Below are 25,685 nucleotides of genomic sequence, written 5' to 3' on the forward strand. Positions count from 1 at the left end.
TGCATGGGATGGTAAATAACTTTACAGTTGCAGCCGCGACGGATCGCACCACCCCAACCGGACGGCTGCCCCTCGATGATCGACGGCAAGCTTTTCGATCTTCCGAGGCCCTGGCCCGCTGATGCGGTCTGGCTCGGCCCCGTCGGCTGGACGGCCGACGCCGCCGTGGCCGGCGACGGCGGCGCCGTTCACCACGACCCGGCCCGGGCCCTCGCGTGGGTGCGCGCTGCGGTCGAGCGCGAGACGTCACTCTCCCGCCTGCTGATCATTCACCAGGACGCCTTCGCCGGTCATGACGGCGCCGGCCGGCTGACCACATGGCTCGACGACGTCACTTCGCTGCGCGCACCGCTGCTGCCGGTGCTGCTGCACGGCGACCTGCCGGCCATGCAACTCGTCGAGTTCTTCCGCGCCGGACTCTTCGACGCCCTGGCGGTGCCGGTGGCGCGCGCCGACTGGGTCAACATGCTCATCCGCGCCGAGAAGCAGATCGAACGCCGCCACCGCGGACGCCTGCTGCTCGCCTCCTCCGGGCGCACGCGCGAAACGCTGCGCCAGCTGCAGCGCGAGCTGGGGGATCCCGAGGAGAGCCCGGCCGAGTTGCTGCAGGCGCGCGACAGCCTGCAGACGGCCAATCGGCAATTGAGCGAAGCGATGGCCGAGTTGTCTCTGCTCTACCGCTTCGGTCGCGAGTTGAGCGCGGCCAGCAACTGGGACGAGGTGCTGCGCGAGATCCTGCGCAGCCTGACCGCTTTTGTCGGCGCCGGCGGCGCGGCTCTGGTGCTGCGGGCTGCGGCCGGCGGCGCCTACTCGCCGCGACAGACCTGGCAATGGAACGAGAGCGCGTGGGACAAGGTGCTCGTGAACCTGCAGGACCAGGTCGACGCGGCGGTCACCGAGAGCATCCTGGCGCCGGGCATCTTCCGCGTGGAACCGGGGCGCTCGCCCGGCGACGCCGCCGGCCAGCGGTTGATCGCCCTGCCGCTCGAGCATCAGGACGTGCGCCTCGGCTACCTGCTGCTCCTGTTCGTGAGCCCCGAGACACGCGAGGCCGTCTCGCGCCGCTACCTGCCGTTCCTGCAGGCGGTGCGCCTGGTGCTGGCAGAGGAGATCGCCGGCGCGCAGCACTCCGACCGCGTTCGCGAGGTCGGCGCCTTCAATGCCCGGGTGCTGCAGACTCTCAGCAGCGCCATCTGGGTGACGGATGAGACGGGCCGCACGGTCTACTGCAACCGCGCCGGGCAGGAGATGCTCACCGGCCAGGCGGTGGAGGAGACGTCGCCCGACGATGCGCTCTTCCGCGTCGGCCGCGGTCGCGGCCATGCCGGGCCGCCGGCCGCGGGCCTGCCGGAACTGTTCCTCGACGCGCGCCTGGCCCTGAACGCGGCGGGGCCTGCGCTCGCCACGCTGCGCGCGGCGCCCGAAGGCGCCTACCAGGGCGAGGGCGAGATCCGCCGCGACGACGGCGCCGGCATCCCGGTGCAGCTGCAGACCTCGTTCATGCCCGGTCGCCTGCCCGGCGAGAAGTGGCTGGTGGTCGTGGCCGAGGACCTGCGCCCGGCACGGCGCCTCGAGGCGGAACGTTTGCGCACCGGCCGCCTGCAGTCACTGGTCGAGATGTCGGCGACGCTGGCGCACGAGATCCGCAACCCGCTGGCCGGCCTCAGCGCGCAGGCCGAGCTGCTCGCGGCCCAGTTGCCCGAAGGCGATCCGCGCGGGCGATACCTCGACGTGATCACACGTGAGGTGGAGCGCATCAACGAGACCATCACGCGGATGTTGAACTATGTGCGCCCCTACGAACCCGCGCTGGCTCCCTGCGCACTCTGGGAAGCGGCGCGCGACGCGCTGGACCTGGTGCGACCGCGCGCGGGTGCGGTTTCGGTATCGCTGCTGCTCGACGCCGGTGGCGCCGCGGATCCGGATGCCGCATACACCCTGACTGCCGACGCCGGCCAGCTCAAGCAGGTGCTGCTGAACCTGCTCCTCAATGCGATCGATGCCGCGCCGGCCGGTGGCCAGGTGACCCTGGCCCTGGCGCGCCACGAACGCTGCGACCTGCCGGACGTGCGCTCGGGCGGCCATCGCTGGGGCGCGGGCCTGTCGGTCGAGGTGCGCGACAACGGCCCCGGCTTCCGCGACGGTGACGCCGCCCGCCTGTTCCAGCCTTTCTACACCACCAAGAGCTCTGGCACCGGGCTCGGGCTTTCGCTGTGCCAGAAGGTCGTCAATGCACACGGCGGCGACATCCGCGCCGAGCGGCTTGACGGACTTACCGTTTTCCGTGTGATCCTGCCGGCGGACGCGTCCGCCGCGCTGCGACAGAAGCAAGAGGAGGCCTCATGAACCCCAGGATCCTGATCGTCGATGACGAGGCGACCATCCGCGCCTCGCTGCTGGAAGCCCTGGCGGCGGACGGCTACGAGACCGACGCCGCCGAGTCGGGCGAGGAAGCGCTCGCGCGCTGCCACGCCACCGCCTACGACCTGGTCGTCACCGACCTCAAGTTGCCGGGAGTCAGCGGCCTGGAGATCCTGCAGGCGCTGCGCAACCAGGGACGCCAGACACCGGTGATCATGATGACGGCCTACGGTGACGTCGACACCGCGGTCAGCGCCATGCGCCTGGGCGCCTACGACTTCATCGCCAAGCCGTTCAAGCTGACGATGCTCCGCAAGCAGGTGCGCGCGGCCCTGCGCGCCACCGCCGAGCCGACCGGCATGGTGGAGGCGCACGATGTGGCCGTCGCTCCGGCGCCCGCTGCGGCCGTCGCCGCTGCCGGCCCGGACGGCCAGTACATGCGCATGATCAAGGCCTGCCCCGGCCTGGAGAAGGTGGCCCGCGTGCTCGAGAAGATCGGGCAGAGCCGCAGCGGCAACGACACGTCGATCCTGATCGGCGGCGAGTCGGGTTCGGGCAAGGAGATCGTGGCCCGCGCCATCCATGAGGTGACGACTGCGCGCACCGAGCGCTTCATGGAAATCAACTGCGCGGCGGTGCCCGAGACGCTCCTCGAAAGCGAACTGTTCGGTCACGCCAAGGGCGCCTTCACCGACGCCAAGACGGCGAAGGAGGGGTTGTTCGAGCTGGCGGGCGCCGGCACGATCTTCCTCGACGAGATCGGCGAGATGGGCATCCTGCTGCAGAGCCGCCTGCTGCGGGTGCTGGAGAACCGCCGCTGTCGCCGGGTCGGCGGCAAGGACGACTACGAGGTGCGGGCGCGCATCGTGGCGGCCACCAACCGTCGACTGAGCGAAGCCATCGAGGCCGGCACCTTCCGCAACGACCTCTACTACCGCCTGCAGGTCGTCGAGATCGACGTGCCGCCCCTGCGCGAGCGGCCCCAGGACCTGGAGATCCTCGTCAACGGGTTCCTGCGCGAGCTCAACGCCCAGCTGGGCCTGCGGACCGAGCCGATCGACGCCGGCCTGCTGGAGACGCTGCAGCGCTATCCGTGGCCCGGCAACGTGCGCGAACTGAAGAACGTGCTCAAGCGCATCATGATCCTGGAGGAACCCGAGCGCCTGTCCGAATCCCACTTCCCGGCGCACGTGCTCAACGGTCGCAATCCCCGGGCGGCCGGCCGGGTCTCCGGAGGCACCGGCCTGACCGGCCTGCAGCCGCTGGCCGAGGTGGAGCGCTCCCAGATCCTCTATACGCTCGAGATGACCGACAACAACAAGTCGAAGGCCGCGCGGATCCTCGGCATCAGCCGCCAGACGCTGCGCGAGAAGCTGCGCCAGTACGGCGAGGTCGATGAGGGTCCGGACCTCAAGTCGGCCGAAGCCGAGGGCTGACCAACCCGGCACGGGGGCTGGCCAGTGTTCGGCCAGCCCCTGCCTGCCGCTGTCCACCCGCAGTGTCCCGCCCATCGCCTTGCCATCGCTCTCGTCCCGGGCGTGCGCGCCGCATATCTGCGAGAGGCCTCGAAGCCACTTTCATCGATGCCCCCATGTTGCTGTCAGGTAATGAGTTCCAGGCCGTCACGCCCATGACGGATTGAACCTCCTCCCGGGCCCGGCACGTTTTGCCTCGTTTCCCCCTCCCGGCACACCGTTTGCGCTCAGCGCCTCTGCAGGGACAAATCTGCCACCACCGGGAAAAGGGAACCATGCGCAGCTGGACCACCATCATTGCGGCCCCGACGACCATCGCGATGGCCATCGTGCTGGCGCTCGGCGCCCTGCCGTCGCGGACGGCGGCGTCAGACCCCCATGCGGCGCCGGTCACCGCTGCCGGTGAGCACGCGGCCGGACCGGCCGCCGCAGCCGGGCACGACGACGCAGCTGCAGACGATGCCGGCCTGCACGGCGAGGCGGCGGAGCTGACGACGGATCACGCCGCCACGGAGGAGGCGTACGAGCCCGGCACCGGCGATGCGTGGACGCGCTGGCTCCAGGCCCTGGAGCACTCCGTCGCCGGGGCGGCGGCCGGGCACGCCGAAGGCGGCCTGCTTTATCCGCACGACGCCGCGCCGCACAGCGAGACTTCGGCGAAGCCATACCGCCACCTGGCCATCGCCAAGGCCGTTACCCAGCTCGAAGGCGCCCCCGGCGCGAAGAAGGACCAGCACGGAAACGCCCACGGCAGCAGCCATGGCACCGGCGGCTCGGGATCGCCCCTGCTGGCTCTCGCCAATGCGCGCAACTACCTGAACCTGAGCGAATACGAACAGGCCCTGGCCTGGTACGGCCGGGCGGCGGCACAGGACGCCGAGGGCCACTTCCGGCGCGAGACGGGCCGCGAGTCGCTGGCCGCGGCGATCTGCGCCCGCGACACGGCGGCCGCGGGCCTCGCCATCGCTTCGACGATGTCCGCACCGGACCTGGACGGACGCGAAGGCGAGTTCGTGCTGGCCATGCGCTGGCTGCTGAGCCGCCAGGACGGGGCCACGCTCGGCTGGTTCGTCGATCGCACCGCGGCGCCGGAGCTGTCGGCCGATGTCCGCGTGACCTTCTGGCGCGCCTACGCCCTGTCGTGGCTCGAGCGCCGCGGCGAATGCCTGGCCGAGATCAGGCGGCTGCTGGACATGGGCGGCCGGGAACGCGCACTGGGCCCGCGCGAGCGCGGCTGGGTGCTGACCGCGTACGCCGACCTGATGCTGCTCGAAGGCGCCCGCGACGAGGCCGAACTGCGCTACCGCCGCCTAGCCGACAGCGGGGTTCCCGCGTTGCGGGACTGGGGACGGCTGCAGTCCGCGGGCCTGGCCTTCGTGGCCAACCGTTACGGCGAAGCCGCGGCGGGATATCGCGAGATCTGCCAGGCGGAGGCCAAGGGCGCCTGGGCCGAACATGCCTGCGCCATGGCGGACATCGCCGCGCAGCTGGAACGACTGCTTTCCGAAGGGGAGCGCTATGGAGCTGCCGCGCACTACGGGCATTGACCTGCCGCCGCCGGGGGAAAGCGAACTGCTCGGGCGGTTGCTGAGCCTGTACGAGGAGGAGGCCCGCGTGTACACGCGTGTGCTCGAACTGTCCCAGCGCCAGGGCGAAGCCGTTCGCCAGGGAGCGCCGTTCAGCGAGATCCGCCGCCTGCTGGAACAGAAGCGCGGCTGCCTGGACCTCATCGCCCGCCTCGAGCGGGGCGAAGTCGGCTCCAAGCGCGAGTGGGAGAGCCGCCGCGCCGCCATGTCGCCCAGCGGTCGGGCCAGGCTGCGGGCCGCGCTGGATCGCGTGGGAGGGCTGATCGAGGGCATCATCGCCTGTGAGGAAGCCAACGACCGTGAACTCTTCGCCGCGACGGGTGTGTCTTGAACGCGGCGCTGCAGGAACGCAGCGAGGCGATCGTGTCACCGGCGGCTCCGGGAGCCGAACGCCTGTTGCGTTCGTACCTGCACAAGACGAGCAACAGCCTCTGCGGCATCAAGGGCTACGCCAGCCTGATCGCGACGCCGGACCAGGACACGGCCAAGAGCGCCGGCTGGGCCGAGAAGATCATCCGCGAAGTGGAGCGCATGGAGGCCATCTACCGGTCCGTGCACGACCTCACGGCCCCGAAGGGGAATCCCGATCGCGGCGTCGACCTGCCGGGCCTGCTCGATGACGTCTTCCGCGTCTGCGAGAGCCGCTGCCGCGGCCTGCAGGTGCTGTGCGGCCGCGTGCCCCGGGCCAGCCTGCTGTTGCCGAAAGGCGACCTCTGCCTGGTGCTCACGGAACTGCTGCTCAACAGCGTCGAGGGCGTCGAGGGGCAGCCGGGCCCCGCCCGGGTCGAGGTGACGGCGATGCGCGAGCCCACGGGGCGCCTGGCCCTGCGGCTGCGCGACAACGGGCCGGGCATCGACCCGCACCTGCTGCCGCAGGCCTGCGACCCGTTCGTGACGACGAAGGACGGCCACCTCGGGGTCGGCCTGACGAGGGTGCAGACCCTGCTCGAAATGTACGGCCTGGCGTGGACGCTGGTGAGCGCGCCGGGCGAAGGAACGGCGGTCACGCTGGAAGTGGCCGAAATCACGGGCTGAGCCCGGTTTCAGGGAGGAAAGGCACAGCGATGGCGAACAAGCGCAACCTGCTGGTAGTCGACGACGAACAGACGATGCGGGACTTCCTGGGCTCCTCGCTCGGAAGCCGCTTCCAGGTGCGGACGGCCAACAACGGCGCCGCGGCCCTGGCCGAGTTGAAGAAGCAGCGTTTCGACCTGGTCCTTTCCGACGTCCAGATGCCGGGCCGCGGCGGCCTCGAGCTGCTGGAAGACATCAACGCGCAGCTGGACTACCGCCCGCTCGTCGTGATGATGACCGCGTTCGGCTCCATCGCGCAGGCGGTGGAAGCGACCCGTCGCGGCGCCATCGACTACCTGACGAAGCCCTTCGGGCTCGACCAGCTGGACCACGTCCTGAACCGCGCCTTCGAGTTCGAGCAGCTCCGCACCGAGAACCGGACGCTGCGCACCACCGTCTCGGCCCGCCAGGAAACGCACGGCCTGCTCGGCAACAACGTCGCCATCATGCAGCTGCGCGAAAAGATCGCGATGATCTCCGATGCACGGGGCACCGTGCTCCTGCAGGGCGAGAGCGGCACGGGCAAGGAAGTGGTCGCCCGCGCCATCCACGACTCCGGTTCGCGCCGCGACGGGCCGTTCATCCGCATCAACTGTGCAGCGATCCCGGAGACCCTGCTGGAGTCGGAACTGTTCGGCTACGAGCGTGGCGCCTTCACCGGCGCCGTGTCGGCCCGCAAGGGCAAGTTCGAGCTCGCGGACGGCGGAACGCTGCTGCTCGACGAGATCAGCGAGATGCCGTTCGCCATGCAGGCCAAGCTGCTCCGTGTGCTCCAGGAACGCGAGATCATGCGCCTGGGCGCCAAGTATGCCACGAAGACCGACGTGCGGATCATCGCGACCAGCAACCGCAACCTGAAGGACGAAATCAAGGCCCGCACGTTCCGCGAGGATCTGTACTTCCGCCTCAATGTCATCCCGCTGCGGATCGTCCCCCTGCGCCTGCGGAAGGACGACATCCCGATGCTGGCCACGCACTTCTGCCAGGTGTTCTGCGCCGAGAACGGGCGGTCGCTGCTGCCGATCTCCGAACCGGCGATGCGCTGCCTCGTGGCGATGGACTGGCCCGGCAACGTCCGCCAGCTGCAGAACGTGATCGAGCGCGCCGTGATCCTCTGCACCGGGCCCGAGCTCGACCGCGAGATCCTGGGCCTGTCGGAGGAGATGGACGCCACCGAGAAGGGTCGCGAGCTGGGCGGCGACCTCACCCTGAGGGACATGGAGCGCGAACTGATCCTGCGGAAGCTGCAGACGACGCGCGGCAACCGCACGAAGGCCGCGCAGGAACTGGGCATCAGTGTCCGGACCCTGCGCAACAAGCTGAACATCTACACGGACCTCGGCGTCGAGATCCCGGGTTGAGGCCATGATCAAGACCGGCTTCTTCAAGAACGACCATCTCGACATGCTGAAGAAGGCGTTGGATGTCTACGCCAAGCGGCATGAGGTCACCGTCCAGAACGTGGCCAACGTCGAGACGGGCGGCTACCGCGCACAGAAGGTCAAGTTCGAGGAGATGCTGTCCTCCGAACAGATGCGCCTGCGCGGATACACGACGCACCCGGACCACATGCAGATCGGGGCGACGAATCCGTCCGAAATGCAGGAAGAGGTCGTCGATGCCGGCACCGACTTCGACAACGGGATCAACAACGTCGACATCGACGGCGAGATGACGAACCTGGCGACCAACGACCTGAGCTACCGCCTGGCCACGAGGCTGCTCAGCGGACGCTACAACACGCTGCGCGGCGCCATCCGCGGGCGAATGACCTAGGCGGGTAAGGAGAAGCCATGAGCAACGGACTTTTCGGGGCCATCCGCATCAGCGCCTCGGGCCTGCGCGGCCAGCGCATGAAGATGGACGTCGTGGCCAGGAACCTGGCCAACGCCGAGACCACGCAGACGGCGGAGGGCACGCCCTACCGGCGCCAGCGCGCGGTGTTCGAGGAAGTGCTCGGCGAGAAGGTCAAGACGCACGAGACCCTGCTCGGCCGCGACGAGGACAGCCGGCTGTCGCGCACCCACCCCGCGCACATGCTCGAGACGGTGGGCAGGGCCGAGCTGCCCGGCGGCGGGATCGGCGCCGAGGTGTCCGTGGCGCCCGACGCCTCCGAGTTCCGGGTGATCTACGATCCGGGGCATCCGGATGCCGACGAGGGCGGCTACGTGCTGATGCCCAACGTGAACCCGATCACCGAGATGGTGGACATGATCACGGCGAGCCGGGCCTACGAGGCCAACGTCAGCGCCGTCCAGTCGTCCAAGGACATGTTCAGCGACGCGCTGAAGATCTAGCGGCAGGCCGCGCAAAGGGGGTTCCCGATGGCTGTGGACACGATCAAGGCACTGGGCTCCATCGACCCGAGGGCCGCGCACGGGGCGGTCCCCGTGGCCCCGGCGACCGGTGGCGGCGGCTTCCAGGAGCAGTTCCTGAAGGCCCTCGAGAAGGTGGACAGCCTCCAGCAGGTCAGCAACGACACGCTGGACGGAATGATCAGCGGACGGGTCACCGAGACCCATGACGTGATGATCGCGGCCCGCGAGTCGCAGTTGGCCTTCGAGTTGCTGTTGGAGGTCCGCAACAAGCTCCTGGAATCGTATCAGGAGATCATGCGGACGCAGGTTTGACCGCTAGCCCATGACGGAGCCGAGGTAAAGGCGTGGACGGATTCAAGCAGCTGACTGACAACCTTAAGGCCAGGCTTGGTGAACTTTCGTTCAACCAGAAGGCCCTGCTGGGTGTCGTCGCGGTCGCCGGCATCATCAGCGTCGCCGTTTTCAGCCTGTGGCTGCAAAAGGAAGACAAGGCCGTCCTGTATTCCAACCTGAGCCCCGAGGATGCGGCCGCCGCGCTCGAGGAACTGGCCAAGCAGGACATCCCGACCGAGCTGAAGAACGGCGGGGGCACCATCCTCGTGCCCGAGAGCATGGTCGCGCGCCTGCGCATCGAGCTGGCCGGCAAGGGCGTCGTCTCCAACGGCCCGATCGGCTTCGAGATCTTCGACGGCAAGCAGTACGGGCTGACCGAGTTCCTGCAGAACGTCAACTTCAAGCGCGCCCTCGAGGGCGAGCTGACCAAGTCCATCGAGACCTTCCAGGGCATCCAGTCGGCGCGCGTGCACCTGGTGCTGCCGCAGCCTTCGATCTTCAAGAAGAACGATCCCGGCGCCACCGCCAGCGTCGTCCTGCGGCTCGGCCGCGGGGCCAAGCTCAACGAGGCGCAGATCGCCGGCATCCAGGCGCTGGTCGCCGGCAGCGTCGAGAACATGGCCGTCGAATCGGTGGCCGTCATCGACCAGACCGGCAAGGTGCTCTCGGCCGCCGTGTCCGACGAGGAGACCGGGCGCTCCGAGACCCAGCTGGCGCTGCGAAAGGACGTCGAGGACTACCTGACCGAGAAGGCCGGCTCGATGCTGGACAAGGTGCTGGGCGCCGGCCGCTCCATCGTGCGCGTGGATGCCACCCTGAACTTCGAGAAGATCACGCGCGAGCGCGAGATCTACGACCCGGCCTCGACCGTGGTCCGCAGCGAGGTCCGGAACGAGGAAGTCGACCCGTCGACCGGCGGCACCACCGAGAACAGCACGACCAACTACGAGATCAACCGGACAGTCGAACACATCGTGGGGCAGACGGGCGGCATCAGCACCCTGTCGGTCTCGGTGTTCGTCGATGGGCACTACGAGCCCGCACCCGGCGGCGAGGGTGAGCCGACGTACACCCCGCTGACCGAGGACGAGCTGGGCCAGCTGCGGCGCATCGTGCAGACCGCGGTGGGCCTGAACGCCATGCGCGGCGACCAGATCGAGGTCGTCAACATGCAGTTCCGGCAGATGGAAGAGCCCGCCGGCGCCACGCCGCTCACCGACTGGATGGGCCTGGTGACCGAGTACGGCGGCAAGGTGCTGCTGGTGGTCATGCTCCTGGTCATGGCGCTGAGCGTGCGCCGCACCCTGGGCAAGCTGGTGACCGGCGGCGAGGCGACCGGCGGCAAGGCGGCGGTCGCCGCGGCCCGCGCCGGTACTCCGGCCCGCGGTGCGCCGGCAGTGCCGGCCGAGGAACTCGAGCACTTCGACGGTATCCCCGACCTGAACGACCAGGTCATGGGCGATATCCGGGACTACGCGGCGGACAATCCGGAGCGGGTGGCCGAGGTCATCCAGAGCTGGATCCGGGAGATCGACCTCTCCGGCAACAGCCGGGAAGCGGTGGGTAACTGACGTGAAGCAGCAGTCGGTACGCAAGGCCGCGGTCTTCCTGATGTCGCTGGGGCCTGATGTGGCAGGCCGCGTGATGGCAAAGCTGCCCGAATCCATGGTGGAAGAGCTGACCCACAACATCGCCTCCATCGGCCATGTCACGTTCGAGGAGAAGAAGAAGGTCCTCAGCGAGTTCATCAAGATGAGCAGCCAGATCTCGGGCATCGGCTTCGGCGGCGAAGAGACCGCGAAGCAGATCCTCGAGGCCGGCTTCGGCACCCACAAGGCCACGTCGCTGCTCAGCCGCGTCACGAGCTATAGCGAGATCAACAACTTCGAGAGCTTGCGCGCCGTCGATCCGCTGACGATCGCGAACTACCTGAAGAACGAGCACCCGCAGACGATCGCGGTCGTTCTCGCGCACATGGACCCGCGCAGCAGCGGCCCGATCCTGCAGCTGCTTCCGGCCGAGATGCAGGGGACCGTCGCCCACCGCATGGCGGTGCTCGAGGCGCCGCATCCCGAGACGCTCAAGGCCGTCGAGAAGGTGCTGGCCGGCCAGCTCCAGGGCGAGGTTGCGGCCAAGGATTCGAAGTACGGCGGCAAGAAGCAGGTGGCGGAGATCCTCAACGAGATCGAGCGCGAGGTCTGGCAGGAGATCCTGGACGAGATGCGCGAGATCGACGACGAGGTGGCCAACGAGGTGAACAACCTCATGTTCGTGTTCGAGGACGTCGTCCTGATGAGCGACCAGCACATCCAGGAAGTCCTCAAGGAGATCGACGGCAAGGAACTGACGATGGCGCTGAAGGGCGCCACCGACGAGATCCGGCGGAAGGTCTTCAAGAACATGTCCAAGCGCGCCGGCGAGGGCATCCAGGAGGACATGGAACTGATGGGGGCGGTCAAGCTCTCCGAGGTCCAGGAAGCCCAGCAGCGCGTCGTGGAAGTCATCCGGAGCCTGGAGGAAGCCGGCACCATCACCCTCGGCAAGGGCGGCAAGGATGCAGAAATGGTGTCCTGAGCCGTTCGCGGCTGTCGACGGGCCGGCCTCGCCGGCAGCAGGGCTCGTGTTCCGGGGAACCGACGGCGCCGCCACCGCGGCGGATGCCGCCGTCGAGGGCGAACCGCTCCAGTTCCAGGGCGAGACCGGGTATACCGACCCTCATTCCCTGCTGGCCACGCTGACGCGGCGTGAACGCGCCGACCTGTACGAACTGGCCGAGCAGGACGTGGCCGGCACCTACGAGGAGCGCCAGAAGTCGCTGGCGGACACGTTCGCCTCCCAGTTGGCCGAGTCGAAGCAGGAGGCCGCCGCGAGCCTCGCGTCATGGACCCGCGATCTCGAGACGGTGGTGCAGGCCGATCTTTCGGCGGCGGCCGCCGGCGCCGCGCGGCTTGCCATCCGGATCGCCGAGAAGATCGTGCGCGGTTCGGTGGCCGTCGACCATGCCGTGCTCACCCGCGCCATCGAGACGATCCTGTTCAAGCAGCAGGCCGCCGAACCGTTGCAGGTGTTTGTCAGCCCTCGCGACGCCGTCTGGCTGGCAGACCAGTCCGGGCTTCGCGAACGCCTCAACATCGCCGTCGTGTCCGACGATCGCCGCCTGGCCGACGGCGACTGCCGTGTCCGTTCCGATGGTCGCGAATGGGACCTGACCATTGCCGGCCAGCTGGAAGTGCTGGCGGAAATCATCGAGGAAGCCGTGAGCACGCGCGCCGGCGACTCCCTTGGCGGCCAGCCATGAGTCTCGACTGGGCCGATCTCGAGGATCGGCTGCGCCTGGCCGACCCCGGCCGCGCGGTGGGGCGCGTGGCGAATCTCGTCGGCATGATCGTCGAGGTGGCCGACCTCGGCGCGCCCGTCGGTTCCCTGTGCCGCATCGAGACCGGGCGCCAGGGGGCTCCCGTGCTTTGCGAAGTCGTCGGTTTCCGCGACGACCGCCTGCTGGTGATGCCCTACCAGGAGGCCCGCGGGATCGCCCCGGGCTGCCGGGCGACGATCCTGGCCAGCCATCTCACCGTCCCGGTCGGTCCGGCGCTGCTGGGTCGCGTGGTCGACGGGCTCGGGCGCCCGCTAGACGGCGGCCCCGGCCTCGGCTCGCTGCCGCGCGTAAAGCTGGGCGGGACACCGCCGAGCGCCATGCACCGACGTCGCGTGACCGACGCCGTCTCGACCGGCATCCGCTCCATCGACAGCATGATCACGACGGCCCGCGGCCAGCGCATGGGCATCTTTGCCGGCAGCGGCGTGGGCAAGTCCGTGTTGATGGGCATGCTGGCCCGGCAGGCCCGCGTCGACGTCAACGTCCTGGCGCTCATCGGCGAGCGCGGCCGCGAGGTCCGTGAGTTCATCGAGCGCGACCTGGGCCCCGAAGGCCTGGCGCGCAGCGTGGTGGTGGTCGTCACCTCGGACGAGAGCGCCGTGATGCGCGCGAAGGGCGCCGACACGGCCATGACGATCGCCGAGCAGTTCCGGGACAGCGACCACGAAGTGCTGTTCATGATGGATTCGGCCACCCGCTATGCCATGGCCCTGCGCGAAATCGGCTTGGCGGCGGGCGAGCCGCCCACGACCAAGGGCTATCCGCCGTCCACGTTCGCCGCGTTGCCCCGCCTTTGCGAACGCGCCGGCTGGTCCGAGGTCAACGCGATGACCGCCTTCTTCACGGTACTGATCGAGGGCGACGACATCCACGACCCCGTGGGCGATGCCATGCGCTCGATCCTCGACGGCCACGTGATGCTCAGCCGCGATCTGGCCCGCCAGCACCATTACCCCGCCGTCGACGTGCTCGGCAGCGTGAGCCGTCTGCGGAGCGACATCGTCGAGGCGCCCGACCGCGAAGCCGGCGCCCGCCTCATGCAGTGGCTGAAGACGCTGGAGGACAACCGCGACCTGGTCAACATCGGGGCCTACGTGGCCGGCGCCGACCCGGTGCTGGACGAGGCCCTGGCCCGCGAGAAGGACATCCGCGCCTTCCTGAAGCAGGACGTGCTGGAGTCGACCAACGTCGAGGCCAGCCTGGCCGGCCTGCGGCAATTGACGGGCATTAAAGCGCCCGCGGCCGCCGCGCCTGCCGCCACATCACCGGCAGCGAAGCCCGCGGCAGCGAAGCCGGCGCCTGCCAGGCCGACGACAGCCAGGCTGACGGCGCCGGGCACACGGACATCCGGGACGGCGTGACATGCCCTTCCGCTTCCGCCTCGAGAAGGTCCTGAAGGTCCGCCAGCGGGTGCTGGAACAGCGTACGCGCGAGGTGGCCGAGGCCGATCGCGCCCGCCAGGCCTGCCTGGACCGCGAAGCCGCCGTGGCTGAAGCGTACCGGAGCGTCAGCGAGGCCGAGCCCGCCGCCAATGGCGCCCTGCTGGATGTGCGCGACCTGGCCGAGCAGGCCCTGCGCCTGCGGCGCCTGGGCGAACTGCGGCTCGAAGCGGCCCGCGCCACGCTGGCCGCCACCATTGAACTGGACCAGCAGCGCCAGCGGTTGACCGCAGCCTGGCGCGATGTCGAGGTGCTCCGGAAGCTGGAACAGCGCCGGCGTGACCAGTGGGACGAGGAACAGCGGCGCGACGAGAGTCGCCGGCTGGACGAGGTCGGCGGCATCCGGGCCGACCGGCTGCGACGGTCAAAGGTTTCCTCCTGAGCGGCACGAACTGCCGCCGGGCCCCGGACGGAACGGCCGGCATAGGGCCCGGACCGTCCCGAAACAGCGGCCGCGGGCCGCATTGGCGGCGTTTCGCGGCGATAAGCGTCGCAGGCGCCGATGGGAACGGACGTTGCGAGTGGGATCGGAGCCGTCGGCCGCTGGCGAGCGAACTTGAGGGGAATTCGGCATGAAGAGCGTCCTGATCATCTCCGCACTGACCTTCGCCCTGATCTTCGGGGGCGTCATGCTGCTCAGCACCCAGATGAAGCAGGCGGCCGCCCCCGTGAGCGGGCCCGAATTGACGGCGACCGACTACGAGGGCGCCGAGCGCGTCTTTCGCGACATGCAGATCGAGCGGGACCGGATCCAGCAGGAGCGCGAGGAACTCGCCACGCTGCGGCAGGCAACGTCCGCCCAGCAGGTCATCCTGGTGCAGGAACGCGAGCAGCTGCTCGAGGTGATCCGCCAGCTCGAGGCACGCCAGAAGGTCTACGCCGAGGAACGCGACCAGTCAGCGGCCAAGCTGGCGAAGATGTACGAAGCCATGAAGCCGGCCCAGGCGGCGCCGATCATCAGCGCCCTCGAACTCGAGATCATCCTCGACATCATGGGGCGGATGAAAGAGCGCCCGGCGGCGAAGATCCTGGCGCACATGGACGCCGGCCTGGCCGCCCAGGTCAGCACACGCATGAGCCTGCGGGGGGAAAGCTGATGGATGCCGCCCTTCTCGGACTGGTGCCCGCGGCCACGCGCCCGGCCGCCGGCGCCCCGCGCAGCGCGAATGCAGCCGAGGTCGAGGCCGCCGGGTCGGCGTTCGCCGGCATCCTCGCCGCCGTCCCGGCCACGCCGGCGACCGAGACCACGGGCGCGGTGAACGGCGTGCCCGGTGTCACGATGTCGAAGGGCGCAGCTGCCGTCGTCGCCGCCATGGTCAACGCGCCCGACACGACCGCGCAGGCCCCGCTGCCTGGGCTGGAAGTCGCCGGTGCGACGGCCGAGGCTCCCGCAACCGCCGCAGGCCAGCTCGTTCCCGCTGCCGCCGGCGTGCAGGCGCCGACCGTTGCTGCCGCCACCGGCACCGCCATGACGCCGATCGTTGCCGTGGATCCGGCTGCAGGCCCGGCCGGAATCGTCGTCTCGAGCGGTGCGGCCACGCCGGCGACGGAAGCGGCCGCGGCCGTGCCTGCCGGGCAGCCTGTGTCCGACGCCGTCCCCGCGCCGGTCTCCGTGCCGGTGGCGCCGACCGCCGCCCCGGCCGCCACGGCCGCGGCTGCGCCTGCGACCACCGACCAGGTTTCGGTGCTGCCGGCTGACGACGCCGCCCTGGCGCAGGCGCAGCCCGCACCGGCGGACGAAGCCGCGGCAGCCGGCAGCGCACTGGCCGGACGCGAGCCCGTGGATGCCGGCGCGCCGGTAACGGTGACCGATGCCGCCATCGCCGACGTCGACAACGCCGGCGTCGAGACCGCCGCCATCGAAGCGGCCGCAGTCGAGCAGGACCTGCCCGAAGGCGAAGAGTCCGCGACTGCCGACGATGACAGCCACCGGGATGCCGAAACGTCGGATGCCGAAACGTCGGATGCCCAGGCGTCGGATGCGGAAACCGGGACACACGATCCCGCATCCCGCCAGCCGGTGACCCTGCCCTTCGCCGTGACCCAGGCGGCATTGCAGAGCTACGCGAAGGTGAGCGCGTTGGGCCACCAGGACGCGAGCGCTCTCGACGCCGGCCAGCAGAAGGCTGCCGGTGAAGCCGCCGCACAGGGACGCCCGGCGGCCTTTGCCGCCACCGTGGACCGCGCCCTGGCGGCACTGGCGATGGCCACGCTCGGTGACGGCGAAGCGCCGGCAGTGAACACGAACTCCCTCGGCACGCCGCAGCGCGCCGACGGCGGACTGGCCGCCTCGATCCGCACCCAGGTTGCGGAACAGTTGACGCGCAGCCTGCTCGACCCCGCCGCCGAGCAGAAGCTGACCATGCGCCTGCACCCGGAGAACCTGGGCCAGGTGGACGCCGAGTTCCACTCTGCAGGCGACCGCCTGACCGTGATCCTGCGGGCGAGCACGCCCGAGGCCGAGCAGGCGCTGCGTTCGGGCGCGCGCGAACTGACCGATTCCATCGTCGATCGTTCGGGACGCTTCCAGCACGTTGAAGTGCGCGTCGAGATGCGCGACGGCGCCACGCCGCGCCAGGATCGCACCGACGATCGTCAGCAGGACCAGAAGCAGGACGGCCGCCAGGATGGCCGCCAGGATGGACGACGTGAAGGCCGTGAAGAGGGGCGGGACCGCCGCCCCGGCAACGGCCGCGACGAGGCGAGCGCCGCTTGGGCGCGGGCCTGGGCCGATCTCGGGCAGGAGGGTTAGACCATGCCGATCGCCGGAATCACCGACGGGACCGGGGCCGTACTCGGCCAGGCCGGCCGCGACTACTCGCAGGTCAGCAAGCTCGACTTCATGACGCTGCTGGTCGCACAGATCAAGAACCAGGACCCGACCAGTCCCATGGACAACGCGCAGTTCACCAGCCAGATCACGCAGTTCTCGATGCTCGAGCAGCTCGAGACCATGTCGCAGAGCATGGAGGACAACGTGGCGGTGGGCACGGCCATCAACAACACGGCGATGCTGGCGCTGGTCGGCCGCCAGGTGACCGTCGAGGGCAATGACGTGACGCTCACGGGCGGCACGGCCAACGAGAGCATGATTGCCGCCAGCGGCAACGGCAGGGCCACCATCAAGATCACGGACAGCAACGGCCGCGTGGTGCGCACCTACGAGCAGGACATCACCAAGGGCCTCAACACCGTGACCTGGGACGGCAAGGCCGACGACGGCACCGTCGCCACCGACGGCGCCTACACGATCTCGGCCGAGGTCAAGGACAACAACGGCGAAGCCGTGAAATTCACGAACCTGATGACCGGCGCCGTGTCGGGCCTGCGCTACAGCGACAACCAGGCCGTCGTCATCGTGAACGGCGAGGAATTCTTCGTTTCGGAGATCTACAAGGTCAGCTGACGCGACAGCCCCGGCAACGGGGCTTAAACGGAAACCGGGAGGAATCCATGTTCAAGTCTCTCTACTCCGGTGTATCGGGCCTCGGTGCCAACCTGACGAACCTGGACGTCATCGGCAACAACATTGCCAACAGCAACACTGTCGGGTTCAAGTCGGGGCGCGTCACGTTCAACGAGATGCTCACGCAGACCATGAAGTCCGCCAGCCGTCCCGTGAGCGGCGGCCTGGGCGGCACCAATCCGCAGCAGATCGGCCTGGGCACGATGGTGGGCAGCATCGACACCAACTTCAACCAGGGCAACTTCGAGACCACCGGCAAGAAGACCGACATCGCCATCCAGGGGCCGGGCTTCTTCGTGCTCAGTGACGGCACCAGCCGTGTCTACACGCGCGCCGGCGTGTTCGGCCTCGACAGCGAGAACCAGATGGTCAACCCGGCCACCGGCCTGCGCGTTCAGGGCCTGATGGCCGACACCACCGGCAACATCGTCGCCGGCCCGCTCGGCGACATCTTCATCGACCCCGCGCTCGTGGTGCCGGCCCAGCCGTCGAGCACCGTGCAGTTGATGGGCAACCTCGACTCGGCCAGCGACGCCAAGGGCACCGTGCGCCAGAGCGGCAGCTTCCTGGTCGCGGCCGCCGGCACCGACCTGCTGAGCACCCTCAGCACGGCAACCGGTTCCAGCATGGCCCTGAGCCCCGGTACGCAGGTGCAGATCAACGGTCAGGCCGGAGGCAACGCCATCACCGCCGCGCCGGTGACGATCACCGAGGGCATGACGCTGCAGGACCTCGTCGCCGGCCTCAACGCGGCGCTGACGGCGGACAGCCAGCTGCTCACGCTGGCCGTCGCCGCCGACGGTTCGCTGACGGCGACCAATGCCGGCGGCATCGTCGAGAACCTCTCCATCTCCAACAGCAGCGGCGGCGGTACGCTGTTCTCCTTCGCGGGCTCGATTGCCGCTGCCGGCACCGGCTCCTCGACGGCGGCCCTGTCCTACGCCGACGAGACGGATCTCCTGGTCAACCTGCGCAATGCCGAGGGTGAACCTCTGGGCATCGACGTCACGGCGGGTGCGGTCGACCTGGCGGTCGGCGGCTCCGTCGGCGGCGATCCGGTCACCGGCCGGACGCTCTCGGTCGACGGCACGACCACGCTGGCCGACCTGATGCAGGAGATCCAGTACTCACTCGGCATCAACACGAGCCCCGTCGAGATCAACGACACGGGCCGCATCGTGGTGCGCGGCGAAGTAGGCATGGACCAGGCCATCGGCGACGTGACTATCGCCCAGGTGGGCGCCGTGACCGACTTCGACGATGCCTTCGCATTCACCGAAACCCAGCAGGCCGAGGACCAGAAGACCTTCTCGATGTCGACGACGGTCTACGATTCGCTTGGCGCCGAGCATACGGTCAGCTTCAGCTTCGAGAAGGTGCCCGGCCAGAACGAATGGATCTGGAACGCCGCCATGGAGGGCGGCGAGGACATCCTGTCGGGCGGCTCGGGCCGCATGCGGTTCTCCGAGGCCGGCGCCATCAGCAGCTTCACCTTCGACGACGGCAGCAGCGGGCTGCAGTTCCAGCCGCAGGCGACCGGCCTCGAGGGCGCTTCGAACGTGACGCTGGCCATCGATTACGGCGACATCGGCGCCCTGAACGGACTGACCCAGTTCGAGGGTTCCGGCACGCTGAAGTCCGTGGCCGACGGCTACGGAACCGGCACCCTGGTCGACTTCAACATCGACCAGAGCGGCCTGATCACCGGCGTTTTCTCCAACGACACCTCGCAGGCCATCGCCCAGATCGCGCTGGCGACGTTCTCGAACGCCGACGGCCTGACGCGTGAAGCCAACAATACGTACCGGCGCAGCGGCAACTCGGGCGAGGCCGTCGAGGTCTTCGCCGGCTCCGGCAACGGGGTGTCGCTGGTGACGGGCGCCCTGGAGACGAGCAACGTGGACCTGGCGCGCGAGTTCACCAACCTGGTGGTCGCTCAGCGCGCCTTCCAGGCCAACAGCCGGGTCGTGACCACCGCCGACCAGGTGATGCAGGAACTGGTGAACCTGGTCAGGTAGTCCGGTCCGGCAACCTGGTCCTGAATGCCGGACGCCGCCGGACTTCCTGAGGGGAGCCGGCGGCGTCACGGCCCATGGGAGCAACGCAAATGGTCAAACTGACGAAAATCGACGGCGAGAAGCTGGTGGTCAACGCCGAGCTGATCGAATCCGTCAACTGCGGCACGGACACCCTGGTCTCCCTGACGAGCGGCCGCAAGCTCATCGTCCGCGAGACGCCCGACGAGGTGGTGCAGCTTGTCCTCGACTACCGGGTCCTTGTGATGCGCCAGGTGTCCTTCGCCGGTGCCGCCACGGGCGCCTGAGCCGTCGCGGCTGGCACGAATATTTCAAATCCGACACCTTGCCGGAAGGCAGGACCTTCGCAAGGCGTCCAATGGCGGCGTGGCGGGGCGCGGCCTGAAGGCAGGTGCCCGGAAATCCGGCGGTGCGGCCAGTTTGCATCCTGAGGACAATCTGGCGGGCCGAAGCCGGACCAGCGCACGAACCCCCGCTGACCGGGGAAGGAGCCGAAGAGATGGCCGAGAACAAGAAGGACGCGGAGCAGGAGAAGGCGGCGCCGAAGGCCAAGGGCAAGCCGAACCTGCTGGAGAACAAGGCCCTGGTGCTGGGCATCATCGTGATCGTCCAGGCCGTGGTGGCCATCGGCCTGACGCAGTTCGTGATCGTGCCCCGGCTCGGGGTCGGCGCCGCCGCCGCCGGGGGCGAGGCCGTGGCCGACGCCCATGGCGAGAAGCCCGCCGCCGAAGGCAAGCACGGCGAGGAAGCCAAGGGCGAGAAGAAGGAAAAGAAGGAAAAGAAGAGCGAAAAGAAGGGCGGCCACGGCGGCGGCGGCGGCGAGGCCGGCGCGGAAGGCGAAGGCGGCAACCTGGCCGACCTGCAGGAGATCATCGTGACGCTGGCCGGCGACTCGGCCCGCCCGCGCTACCTGCGCATCGCCGTCAACCTCGAGATGGCCGACCCGGAATTCGTGCCCCTGGTCGTCGGCAGGCGCCCGCAGGTGCGGGACGCCGTCATCATGACCCTTTCGGACAAGACGCCGGCGATGCTGAGCACACCTGACGGCAAGAAGCGCCTCCGCGAGGAGATCTTCCGGCGCGCCTCCGAGCAGCTGCCGGAAGGCGCGCTCCTCAACGTGTATTTCTCCGACCTCGTCGTCCAGTAGCAGACACGGAGCAGAAGACCATGGCGCGCCAGGGCAGCAACAACGACGACTCCCGGGACCTCGACGCCGCGATCGACGCGGCCGAGAGCATGGCCGGCGTTGTCGACGGGGCGGGCGGCCTGGACCTCGAGGAGGTCCTGCGCGCGGGTCCGGACGAGGGCGGCAGCGACCGCGGGCCGCGGCGCTACGATTTCTACCGCCCGCACAACATCTCCCGCACCTTCGAGCACAACCTGCAGGCGGTGGCCGACGGGTTCGCCAAGATGGGTTCGATCGACTTCACCAGCCTGCTGCGCATGAGCGTGCAGATCGACTACAAGGGCCTTCGGCAGTGCACGTTCGGCGAGTATGTCTCCGAATTGCCGAACCCCACCTGCGTGTCGCTGGTGACGATGTCGCCGCTGAAGGGCTACGCCCTGGTCCATGTGGACCTGGGGCTCGGCTTCGTGTTCATGAAGAAGCTGATGGGCGGGATCCCCGACGCCGAGGACTCGGTGCGGGAATTCACGGAAATCGAGCGCGGGATCAACGCCGGCATGATCGAGCGGTTCCTCGACCTGCTGCGGCGCTCGGCCACCAAGTTCATGAAGATGGAACCGTCGTTCGTCTCGCTCGAGAACAACGCGAATTACCTGAGCGGCATCAACGACGGCGAGTCGCTGATCATCCTCAAGTTCCAGTTCCGCCTCGATACCGTGGAAGGCCCGGTCCAGATCGCCATCCCGCAGTCGGCTTTCGGCCCCGTGCGCGACGTCTTCGATCCGCGCGACGCGCTCGAGATGCGCACGGCGCCCGAACTGCGCGACGACCGGCGGAAGATCCTGGACATGGTCCGTTCGACCAGCAGCGAGCTGGTCGTGGTGCTTGGCGAAGTCGAGATGAACCTCGAGGAAGTGATGAAGCTGGTCCCCGGCGATATCCTGCACCTGCCGCAGTCGGTGAACGGGCCGCTGCGGGTGCGTATCGAGGGCCAGACCGCGTGGCTGGGCGAGGCGGGGCGCCTCGGCCAGAAGCGCGCCGTGAAATTGACCCGACAGCTGACCAAGGAGTAGCGCCTCATGAGCAGCGAGGACACGAACCGGCGCGGCGGCGCGGCGGTGACCGGCGACGACGAATCCAGTGCCCTGATCGCCGACCTGGGCGAGGACCTGGTGGGCGCCGCCAACCTGGACCTCCTGTTGGACGTCAACCTGCAGATCTCGGTCGAACTCGGCCGGGCCAGGTTGAAGTTCCGCGACGTCCTCAACCTGTCGTCCGGCTCGGTCGTCGAGCTGGGCAGGCAGACGAGCGAACCGGTCGACATCATGGTCAACGGGGCCCTGCTGGCCAGCGGCGAAGTCGTTGTCATCGATGACCATTTCGCCGTTCGCATCACAAAGCTCCTGAACCGCGTCGAACGCCTGAAGAGGGTCCTGTGATGATGCCGCACTTCCTGGCTGCCATCGCGCCCGGCGCCCTCGAGACCGCTTCGCTCGGCGGCGGCTCGTGGTGGCGCGTCATGGGCGGCCTGGCCGTCGTCTTCGGGCTGCTGTTCCTCTGCCTGAAGCTGCTCACCCGCTACGGCAAGCGCACGGGCGCCGCCCAGGCCCGCCTGCTGACGGTGTGGCACCTCGGCCCGCGGCGCGAGATCCAGGTGCTGCGGCTGGGGGACGCCGTCTCCTACGTCTACCGCCACGAGAACGCGATGGTGATGCTGAAGCAGGAGGCCTGGGACGAGTACCGTCGCCAGTACGGGGACGCGGCAACCGGGCCCGTGCCGGGAGCGACGATCCCGCCGGCCTTCGCGCGCCTGTTCAACCCGCTCACCGCGCGTCTGAACCGCCCCGGCGCCTGACCAGAATATGGCCGCCTGGCTGACGGGGCCCCGGCGACGGTGGCCCCGGAAGCGCCTCCCGCCGCCCGCCCGATTTCGCAACTTCCTTTTCGACAAGATGTTAGCAGCCCGCCGGGAAGGCCCCGACTGGCACGCCCGTTGCGGTACCTCAGCGGCAGTCACCGCTCGGTGGGCGGGACCATGCCGGAAACGGGGAACCGCTTGTCGCATCTCGACTCACTGCTCCGACCGCTGGCCGCCGCACCGCACGGGGCCGGCCCGCGCCGGCTGGTCCGGGTCGTCCACCTGGTGCTCCTGCTGGCGCTCCTGGCCGGCCTGGCGGCCCCGGCCCTGGCCGCCGCGCCGATCGCGCCCATCCGCGGGGCCAATACCGCGCCTCCTTCGTCGCCGACGCTGACCCTCAAGCTCGAGGGCGCAGACGGCCCGAAGTCGATGGATTCGGCCCTGAAGATCGTCATCCTGATGACGGTCCTCTCGCTGGCGCCGGCCATCCTCATGCTGCTGACCAGCTTCACGCGCATCGTGATCGTGCTGGGCTTCCTGCGCCAGGCCATCGGCGCCAACCAGGCGCCGGCCAACCAGATCCTCGTCGGCCTGGCCGTGTTCCTGACCATGGTCGTGATGGCGCCGACCTTCACGCGCATCAACACCGATGCGGTGCAGCCGCTGCTCAACGAGCAGATCGGGCAGCGCGAGGCCTTCGAGAAGGCCCAGGTGCCGCTGAAGGAGTTCATGCTGCGCCAGGTGCGCGAGAAGGACATCGCGCTGTTCCTCGACCTGACGCAGACCCCGGTGCCCGGCAGCCCCGAGGAACTGCCGATGCTGGTCGTCGTGCCCGCCTTCGTCATCGGCGAACTCAAGACGGCGTTCCAGATGGGCTTCGTGCTCTTCATGCCCTTCCTCATCATCGACATGGTGGTCGCCTCGGTCCTCATGTCGATGGGTATGATGATGCTGCCGCCGGTGCTCATCAGCCTTCCCTTCAAGATCCTCCTGTTCGTGCTCGTTGACGGCTGGTTCCTGGTCGTCAAGTCGCTCGTGCAGGCGTTCCAGTAGCCGCGGAAAGGACAGCCATGACCCCGGAGAGCGTGGTCGAGATCGGACAATACGCAATGAAGACGGTGGTGCTGGTGGCGGGCCCGATGCTGCTGGCCGGCATGGTCGTCGGCCTGGTCATCAGCATCTTCCAGGCGGCGACCCAGATCAACGAGATGACCATGACCTTCGTGCCGAAGATCCTGGCCGTCTTCGTCGTGCTGATCATCACCCTGCCCTGGACGATCCAGCAGATGACGGCCTTCACCGAGGCGATGTTCAACCGCATCGCCAACATGTAGGGGGCCCGGTGGTCTTCGAGCTCGACATCACCCTGCTGGCCGTGACCTTCGCGTTGACCGTCCGGTTCGCCGTGCTGGCCGCGACGCTGCCCATGCTCGACGTCAAGGCAGTGCCTGCGATCTGGCGCTTCGGGCTGGCCGTCACGCTGGCGGCGGCCCTGGCGCCGGCGGTGGCTCTCTCCGTCCCGCCGGGCGCAATCACGCTGGCCTGGCGCCCGTTCGTGACGGAGGCCTTCCGCTCGCTGGTCATCGGCATGATGCTCGGCTTCACGCTGAACCTCGTCTTCGTCGCCGTCCGCTTCGCCGGCGACGTGGCGGGCATGCAGATCGGCTTCTCGATCGTGAATGCCTTCGATCCCATGACCAACAGCCAGATCTCGGTCATCTCGCAGTTCTACCACCTGCTGGCGGTGCTGCTCTTCTTCGCCACCGGCGCGCACCTGGTGCTGATCTCGGCGATGTTCCAGTCCTGCCTGGCGCTGCCTCCGTTCGGCGGCGGCGACCTGACGGGTGGAGCCTGGCACCTGCTGCGCGAGTTCAGTTCGGTATTCGTGATGGGCCTGCGCATCGCGGCGCCGATCGTCATCGTCCTGCTCCTGATCAGCGCGGCCATGGGCGTCATCGTCAAGACGGTGCCCCAGTTGAACGTGCTGGTGGTCGGCTTCCCGATCAAGATCGGGGTCGGCCTCATCACGCTCGGCGCCTCGCTCATGTTCTTCAAGCAGGTGGTCACCGGGATGTTCGCCGGCATGCCCGACCAGCTTGCCCGGACACTCGCTGCCATGCAATAGGGTTGGTTCAGCGGCACCGCGCCGCAGGGGAGGTGAGCAATGTCCGACAGCGGAACCGGGGAACGCACAGAAAAAGCGACAGGTAAACGGCGCGACGAAGCGCGCGAGAAGGGGACCGTACCCAAGAGCCAGGAAGTTAGCAGCGCTGTCGTGCTCATTGCCGGCATGACCCTCCTGGTGGCCAGCTCCGGATTCATGGCCAACAAGATCTGCGAAACGACCGGCTACATGCTCGGGCAGGCCCATATCCTGGGGCCGATCAACGTCTATGCAGCCAGTGAACTCATCGAGGGTTCGTTCTGGCCGATCGCCGGCGCCCTGGCGCCGCTGATCCTCGGCATCCTCATCGCCTCGATCTGGGGCAACGTGGCCCAGTTCGGCTTCAAGTTCACGCCGAAGGCCATGGGCCTGCAGTTCGACCGGCTGAACCCCGTCTCGGGCATGCAGAAATTCTTCAAGATGACGGCGTTCTTCGAACTGGGGAAGAACTTCCTGAAGATCGTGCTCGTGAGCATCCTGGCCTGGACCACGATCAGCGGGCTCATGGACACGATCGTCGGATCGTCGCTCCTGTCGCTGCCGGCCGTCGTGGCGACGGGCAAGGCCGCCTTCATCAAGGTGGTGGCGAAGCTTCTGGCGTTCTGCGCCGTGCTGGCCCTGGGCGACTGGTTCTGGCAGAAATGGCGCTATGAGGAAAACCTCAAGATGTCCAAGTACGAGGTCAAGCAGGAGGCCAAGGACTACGACGGCGACCCGCAGATCAAGGCCAGGATCCGCGGCATGCAGTACGAGGCGTTCCGCAAGCGGATGATCGCCGCCGTACCGACTGCCGACGTGGTGGTCACTAACCCGACGCATTTCGCCGTGGCGCTCAAATACGAGCCAGGTTCCCCGGCGCCGAAGGTCGTGGCCAAGGGCCAGGACCACCTCGCAGGCATCATCCGCAAGCTTGCGCGCGAGAACCGCGTGCCGGTCATCGAGAACAAGCCGTTGGCGCGGGCATTGCATGCGCAAGTCGAAGTGGGGCACTACGTCCCCGAAAGCCTCTTCCAGGCCGTGGCCGAAGTGCTGGCCTACGTGTACCGCTTGAAGCGGTCCTGACCGCGAAGGGA

27 protein-coding genes are annotated in these 25,685 nt (G+C 68.5%); all 27 read left to right on the plus strand.

Annotated elements, in window-relative coordinates:
- Nucleotides 1-75 precede the first annotated feature (75 nt).
- Entirely contained in the window at nucleotides 76-2,346 is a 2,271-nt protein-coding gene (locus IPG61_00715; GenBank protein MBK6732624.1) for a hypothetical protein, read from the plus strand.
- Nucleotides 2,343-3,797: a sigma-54-dependent Fis family transcriptional regulator gene (locus tag IPG61_00720; GenBank protein ID MBK6732625.1), complete on the plus strand. Its 1,455-nt coding sequence runs from the start codon at nucleotides 2,343-2,345 to the stop codon at nucleotides 3,795-3,797. Before IPG61_00715 ends, IPG61_00720 begins: the two co-directional genes overlap by 4 nt.
- A 314-nt stretch (nucleotides 3,798-4,111) precedes the next feature.
- Nucleotides 4,112-5,383, plus strand: coding sequence for a hypothetical protein (locus tag IPG61_00725; protein ID MBK6732626.1), 1,272 nt, complete (start codon nucleotides 4,112-4,114; stop codon nucleotides 5,381-5,383).
- The gene (locus IPG61_00730; GenBank protein MBK6732627.1) at nucleotides 5,355-5,753 is read left to right on the plus strand and encodes a hypothetical protein; all 399 of its coding nucleotides are present in this window, start codon (nucleotides 5,355-5,357) and stop codon (nucleotides 5,751-5,753) included. Before IPG61_00725 ends, IPG61_00730 begins: the two co-directional genes overlap by 29 nt.
- Nucleotides 5,750-6,457, plus strand: a complete 708-nt coding sequence (locus tag IPG61_00735; protein ID MBK6732628.1) for a HAMP domain-containing histidine kinase — start codon at nucleotides 5,750-5,752, stop codon at nucleotides 6,455-6,457. Before IPG61_00730 ends, IPG61_00735 begins: the two co-directional genes overlap by 4 nt.
- 29 nt (nucleotides 6,458-6,486) lie before the next feature.
- Nucleotides 6,487-7,857: a sigma-54-dependent Fis family transcriptional regulator gene (locus tag IPG61_00740; GenBank protein MBK6732629.1), complete on the plus strand. Its 1,371-nt coding sequence runs from the start codon at nucleotides 6,487-6,489 to the stop codon at nucleotides 7,855-7,857.
- Nucleotides 7,858-7,861: 4 nt separating this feature from the next.
- The gene (gene flgB / locus IPG61_00745) at nucleotides 7,862-8,272 is read left to right on the plus strand and encodes a flagellar basal body rod protein FlgB (protein MBK6732630.1); all 411 of its coding nucleotides are present in this window, start codon (nucleotides 7,862-7,864) and stop codon (nucleotides 8,270-8,272) included.
- 17 nt (nucleotides 8,273-8,289) lie between these two features.
- Nucleotides 8,290-8,793, plus strand: coding sequence for a flagellar basal body rod protein FlgC (gene flgC, locus IPG61_00750; protein MBK6732631.1), 504 nt, complete (start codon nucleotides 8,290-8,292; stop codon nucleotides 8,791-8,793).
- 27 nt (nucleotides 8,794-8,820) lie between these two features.
- Nucleotides 8,821-9,126: a flagellar hook-basal body complex protein FliE gene (gene fliE, locus IPG61_00755; protein MBK6732632.1), complete on the plus strand. Its 306-nt coding sequence runs from the start codon at nucleotides 8,821-8,823 to the stop codon at nucleotides 9,124-9,126.
- A gap of 32 nt (nucleotides 9,127-9,158) precedes the next feature.
- Complete coding sequence (gene fliF, locus IPG61_00760) at nucleotides 9,159-10,718, plus strand: flagellar M-ring protein FliF (GenBank protein MBK6732633.1); 1,560 nt, start codon at nucleotides 9,159-9,161, stop codon at nucleotides 10,716-10,718.
- Nucleotide 10,719: 1 nt separating this feature from the next.
- Nucleotides 10,720-11,721 (plus strand): flagellar motor switch protein FliG, encoded by a 1,002-nt coding sequence (gene fliG / locus IPG61_00765; protein ID MBK6732634.1) that lies wholly within the window; start codon nucleotides 10,720-10,722, stop codon nucleotides 11,719-11,721.
- Nucleotides 11,702-12,445, plus strand: a complete 744-nt coding sequence (locus IPG61_00770) for a hypothetical protein (protein MBK6732635.1) — start codon at nucleotides 11,702-11,704, stop codon at nucleotides 12,443-12,445. The genes fliG and IPG61_00770 overlap by 20 nt, the downstream gene beginning before the upstream one ends.
- Nucleotides 12,442-13,884 carry a FliI/YscN family ATPase gene (locus IPG61_00775; protein MBK6732636.1) on the plus strand — a complete coding sequence of 481 codons (1,443 nt, stop codon included), beginning with the start codon at nucleotides 12,442-12,444 and terminating at the stop codon, nucleotides 13,882-13,884. The genes IPG61_00770 and IPG61_00775 overlap by 4 nt, the downstream gene beginning before the upstream one ends.
- Nucleotide 13,885: 1 nt before the next feature.
- Nucleotides 13,886-14,344, plus strand: a complete 459-nt coding sequence (locus IPG61_00780) for a flagellar FliJ family protein (protein ID MBK6732637.1) — start codon at nucleotides 13,886-13,888, stop codon at nucleotides 14,342-14,344.
- Nucleotides 14,345-14,534: 190 nt separating this feature from the next.
- A complete protein-coding gene (locus IPG61_00785) occupies nucleotides 14,535-15,059 on the plus strand; it encodes a hypothetical protein (GenBank protein ID MBK6732638.1) in 525 nt (174 codons plus the stop codon).
- Complete coding sequence (locus IPG61_00790; GenBank protein MBK6732639.1) at nucleotides 15,059-16,714, plus strand: flagellar hook-length control protein FliK; 1,656 nt, start codon at nucleotides 15,059-15,061, stop codon at nucleotides 16,712-16,714. The genes IPG61_00785 and IPG61_00790 overlap by 1 nt, the downstream gene beginning before the upstream one ends.
- Before the next feature lie 3 nt (nucleotides 16,715-16,717).
- On the plus strand, nucleotides 16,718-17,368 hold the full coding sequence (locus tag IPG61_00795) for a hypothetical protein (protein ID MBK6732640.1): 651 nt from the start codon (nucleotides 16,718-16,720) through the stop codon (nucleotides 17,366-17,368).
- A gap of 47 nt (nucleotides 17,369-17,415) precedes the next feature.
- A complete protein-coding gene (locus IPG61_00800) occupies nucleotides 17,416-19,446 on the plus strand; it encodes a flagellar hook-basal body complex protein (protein MBK6732641.1) in 2,031 nt (676 codons plus the stop codon).
- 89 nt (nucleotides 19,447-19,535) lie between these two features.
- Nucleotides 19,536-19,751: a flagellar FlbD family protein gene (locus IPG61_00805; protein MBK6732642.1), complete on the plus strand. Its 216-nt coding sequence runs from the start codon at nucleotides 19,536-19,538 to the stop codon at nucleotides 19,749-19,751.
- A gap of 212 nt (nucleotides 19,752-19,963) precedes the next feature.
- A complete protein-coding gene (locus tag IPG61_00810; protein ID MBK6732643.1) occupies nucleotides 19,964-20,611 on the plus strand; it encodes a flagellar basal body-associated FliL family protein in 648 nt (215 codons plus the stop codon).
- A 20-nt stretch (nucleotides 20,612-20,631) separates the two neighbouring features.
- A complete protein-coding gene (locus IPG61_00815; GenBank protein ID MBK6732644.1) occupies nucleotides 20,632-21,663 on the plus strand; it encodes a flagellar motor switch protein FliM in 1,032 nt (343 codons plus the stop codon).
- A 6-nt stretch (nucleotides 21,664-21,669) separates the two neighbouring features.
- Nucleotides 21,670-22,029 carry a flagellar motor switch protein FliN gene (fliN, locus tag IPG61_00820; protein ID MBK6732645.1) on the plus strand — a complete coding sequence of 120 codons (360 nt, stop codon included), beginning with the start codon at nucleotides 21,670-21,672 and terminating at the stop codon, nucleotides 22,027-22,029.
- Nucleotides 22,029-22,445, plus strand: a complete 417-nt coding sequence (locus IPG61_00825; GenBank protein MBK6732646.1) for a hypothetical protein — start codon at nucleotides 22,029-22,031, stop codon at nucleotides 22,443-22,445. Before fliN ends, IPG61_00825 begins: the two co-directional genes overlap by 1 nt.
- Before the next feature lie 180 nt (nucleotides 22,446-22,625).
- Nucleotides 22,626-23,501 (plus strand): flagellar type III secretion system pore protein FliP, encoded by an 876-nt coding sequence (fliP, locus tag IPG61_00830; protein ID MBK6732647.1) that lies wholly within the window; start codon nucleotides 22,626-22,628, stop codon nucleotides 23,499-23,501.
- A gap of 17 nt (nucleotides 23,502-23,518) precedes the next feature.
- Entirely contained in the window at nucleotides 23,519-23,782 is a 264-nt protein-coding gene (gene fliQ, locus IPG61_00835) for a flagellar biosynthesis protein FliQ (GenBank protein MBK6732648.1), read from the plus strand.
- An 8-nt stretch (nucleotides 23,783-23,790) separates the two neighbouring features.
- A complete protein-coding gene (locus IPG61_00840; GenBank protein ID MBK6732649.1) occupies nucleotides 23,791-24,573 on the plus strand; it encodes a flagellar biosynthetic protein FliR in 783 nt (260 codons plus the stop codon).
- Between the two features lie 39 nt (nucleotides 24,574-24,612).
- The gene (flhB, locus tag IPG61_00845) at nucleotides 24,613-25,674 is read left to right on the plus strand and encodes a flagellar biosynthesis protein FlhB (protein MBK6732650.1); all 1,062 of its coding nucleotides are present in this window, start codon (nucleotides 24,613-24,615) and stop codon (nucleotides 25,672-25,674) included.
- The last annotated feature ends 11 nt before the right edge of the window (nucleotides 25,675-25,685 follow it).

It is taken from the genome of bacterium, from assembly GCA_016703265.1.
Taxonomy (GTDB): domain Bacteria; phylum Krumholzibacteriota; class Krumholzibacteriia; order LZORAL124-64-63; family LZORAL124-64-63; genus CAINDZ01.

What these genes read in the sequence shown, in the direction of transcription:
- IPG61_00715 (MBK6732624.1), top strand. Translation starts at nt 76, where the DNA reads ATGATCGACGGCAAGCTTTTCGATCTTCCGAGGCCCTGGCCCGCTGAT.
- IPG61_00720 (MBK6732625.1), top strand. Translation starts at nt 2,343, where the DNA reads ATGAACCCCAGGATCCTGATCGTCGATGACGAGGCGACCATCCGCGCC.
- IPG61_00725 (MBK6732626.1), top strand. Translation starts at nt 4,112, where the DNA reads ATGCGCAGCTGGACCACCATCATTGCGGCCCCGACGACCATCGCGATG.
- IPG61_00730 (MBK6732627.1), top strand. Translation starts at nt 5,355, where the DNA reads ATGGAGCTGCCGCGCACTACGGGCATTGACCTGCCGCCGCCGGGGGAA.
- IPG61_00740 (MBK6732629.1), top strand. Translation starts at nt 6,487, where the DNA reads ATGGCGAACAAGCGCAACCTGCTGGTAGTCGACGACGAACAGACGATG.
- flgB (MBK6732630.1), top strand. Translation starts at nt 7,862, where the DNA reads ATGATCAAGACCGGCTTCTTCAAGAACGACCATCTCGACATGCTGAAG.
- flgC (MBK6732631.1), top strand. Translation starts at nt 8,290, where the DNA reads ATGAGCAACGGACTTTTCGGGGCCATCCGCATCAGCGCCTCGGGCCTG.
- fliE (MBK6732632.1), top strand. Translation starts at nt 8,821, where the DNA reads ATGGCTGTGGACACGATCAAGGCACTGGGCTCCATCGACCCGAGGGCC.
- IPG61_00770 (MBK6732635.1), top strand. Translation starts at nt 11,702, where the DNA reads ATGCAGAAATGGTGTCCTGAGCCGTTCGCGGCTGTCGACGGGCCGGCC.
- IPG61_00775 (MBK6732636.1), top strand. Translation starts at nt 12,442, where the DNA reads ATGAGTCTCGACTGGGCCGATCTCGAGGATCGGCTGCGCCTGGCCGAC.
- IPG61_00780 (MBK6732637.1), top strand. Translation starts at nt 13,886, where the DNA reads ATGCCCTTCCGCTTCCGCCTCGAGAAGGTCCTGAAGGTCCGCCAGCGG.
- IPG61_00785 (MBK6732638.1), top strand. Translation starts at nt 14,535, where the DNA reads ATGAAGAGCGTCCTGATCATCTCCGCACTGACCTTCGCCCTGATCTTC.
- IPG61_00790 (MBK6732639.1), top strand. Translation starts at nt 15,059, where the DNA reads ATGGATGCCGCCCTTCTCGGACTGGTGCCCGCGGCCACGCGCCCGGCC.
- IPG61_00795 (MBK6732640.1), top strand. Translation starts at nt 16,718, where the DNA reads ATGCCGATCGCCGGAATCACCGACGGGACCGGGGCCGTACTCGGCCAG.
- IPG61_00800 (MBK6732641.1), top strand. Translation starts at nt 17,416, where the DNA reads ATGTTCAAGTCTCTCTACTCCGGTGTATCGGGCCTCGGTGCCAACCTG.
- IPG61_00805 (MBK6732642.1), top strand. Translation starts at nt 19,536, where the DNA reads ATGGTCAAACTGACGAAAATCGACGGCGAGAAGCTGGTGGTCAACGCC.
- IPG61_00810 (MBK6732643.1), top strand. Translation starts at nt 19,964, where the DNA reads ATGGCCGAGAACAAGAAGGACGCGGAGCAGGAGAAGGCGGCGCCGAAG.
- IPG61_00815 (MBK6732644.1), top strand. Translation starts at nt 20,632, where the DNA reads ATGGCGCGCCAGGGCAGCAACAACGACGACTCCCGGGACCTCGACGCC.
- fliN (MBK6732645.1), top strand. Translation starts at nt 21,670, where the DNA reads ATGAGCAGCGAGGACACGAACCGGCGCGGCGGCGCGGCGGTGACCGGC.
- IPG61_00825 (MBK6732646.1), top strand. Translation starts at nt 22,029, where the DNA reads ATGATGCCGCACTTCCTGGCTGCCATCGCGCCCGGCGCCCTCGAGACC.
- fliP (MBK6732647.1), top strand. Translation starts at nt 22,626, where the DNA reads ATGCCGGAAACGGGGAACCGCTTGTCGCATCTCGACTCACTGCTCCGA.
- fliQ (MBK6732648.1), top strand. Translation starts at nt 23,519, where the DNA reads ATGACCCCGGAGAGCGTGGTCGAGATCGGACAATACGCAATGAAGACG.
- flhB (MBK6732650.1), top strand. Translation starts at nt 24,613, where the DNA reads ATGTCCGACAGCGGAACCGGGGAACGCACAGAAAAAGCGACAGGTAAA.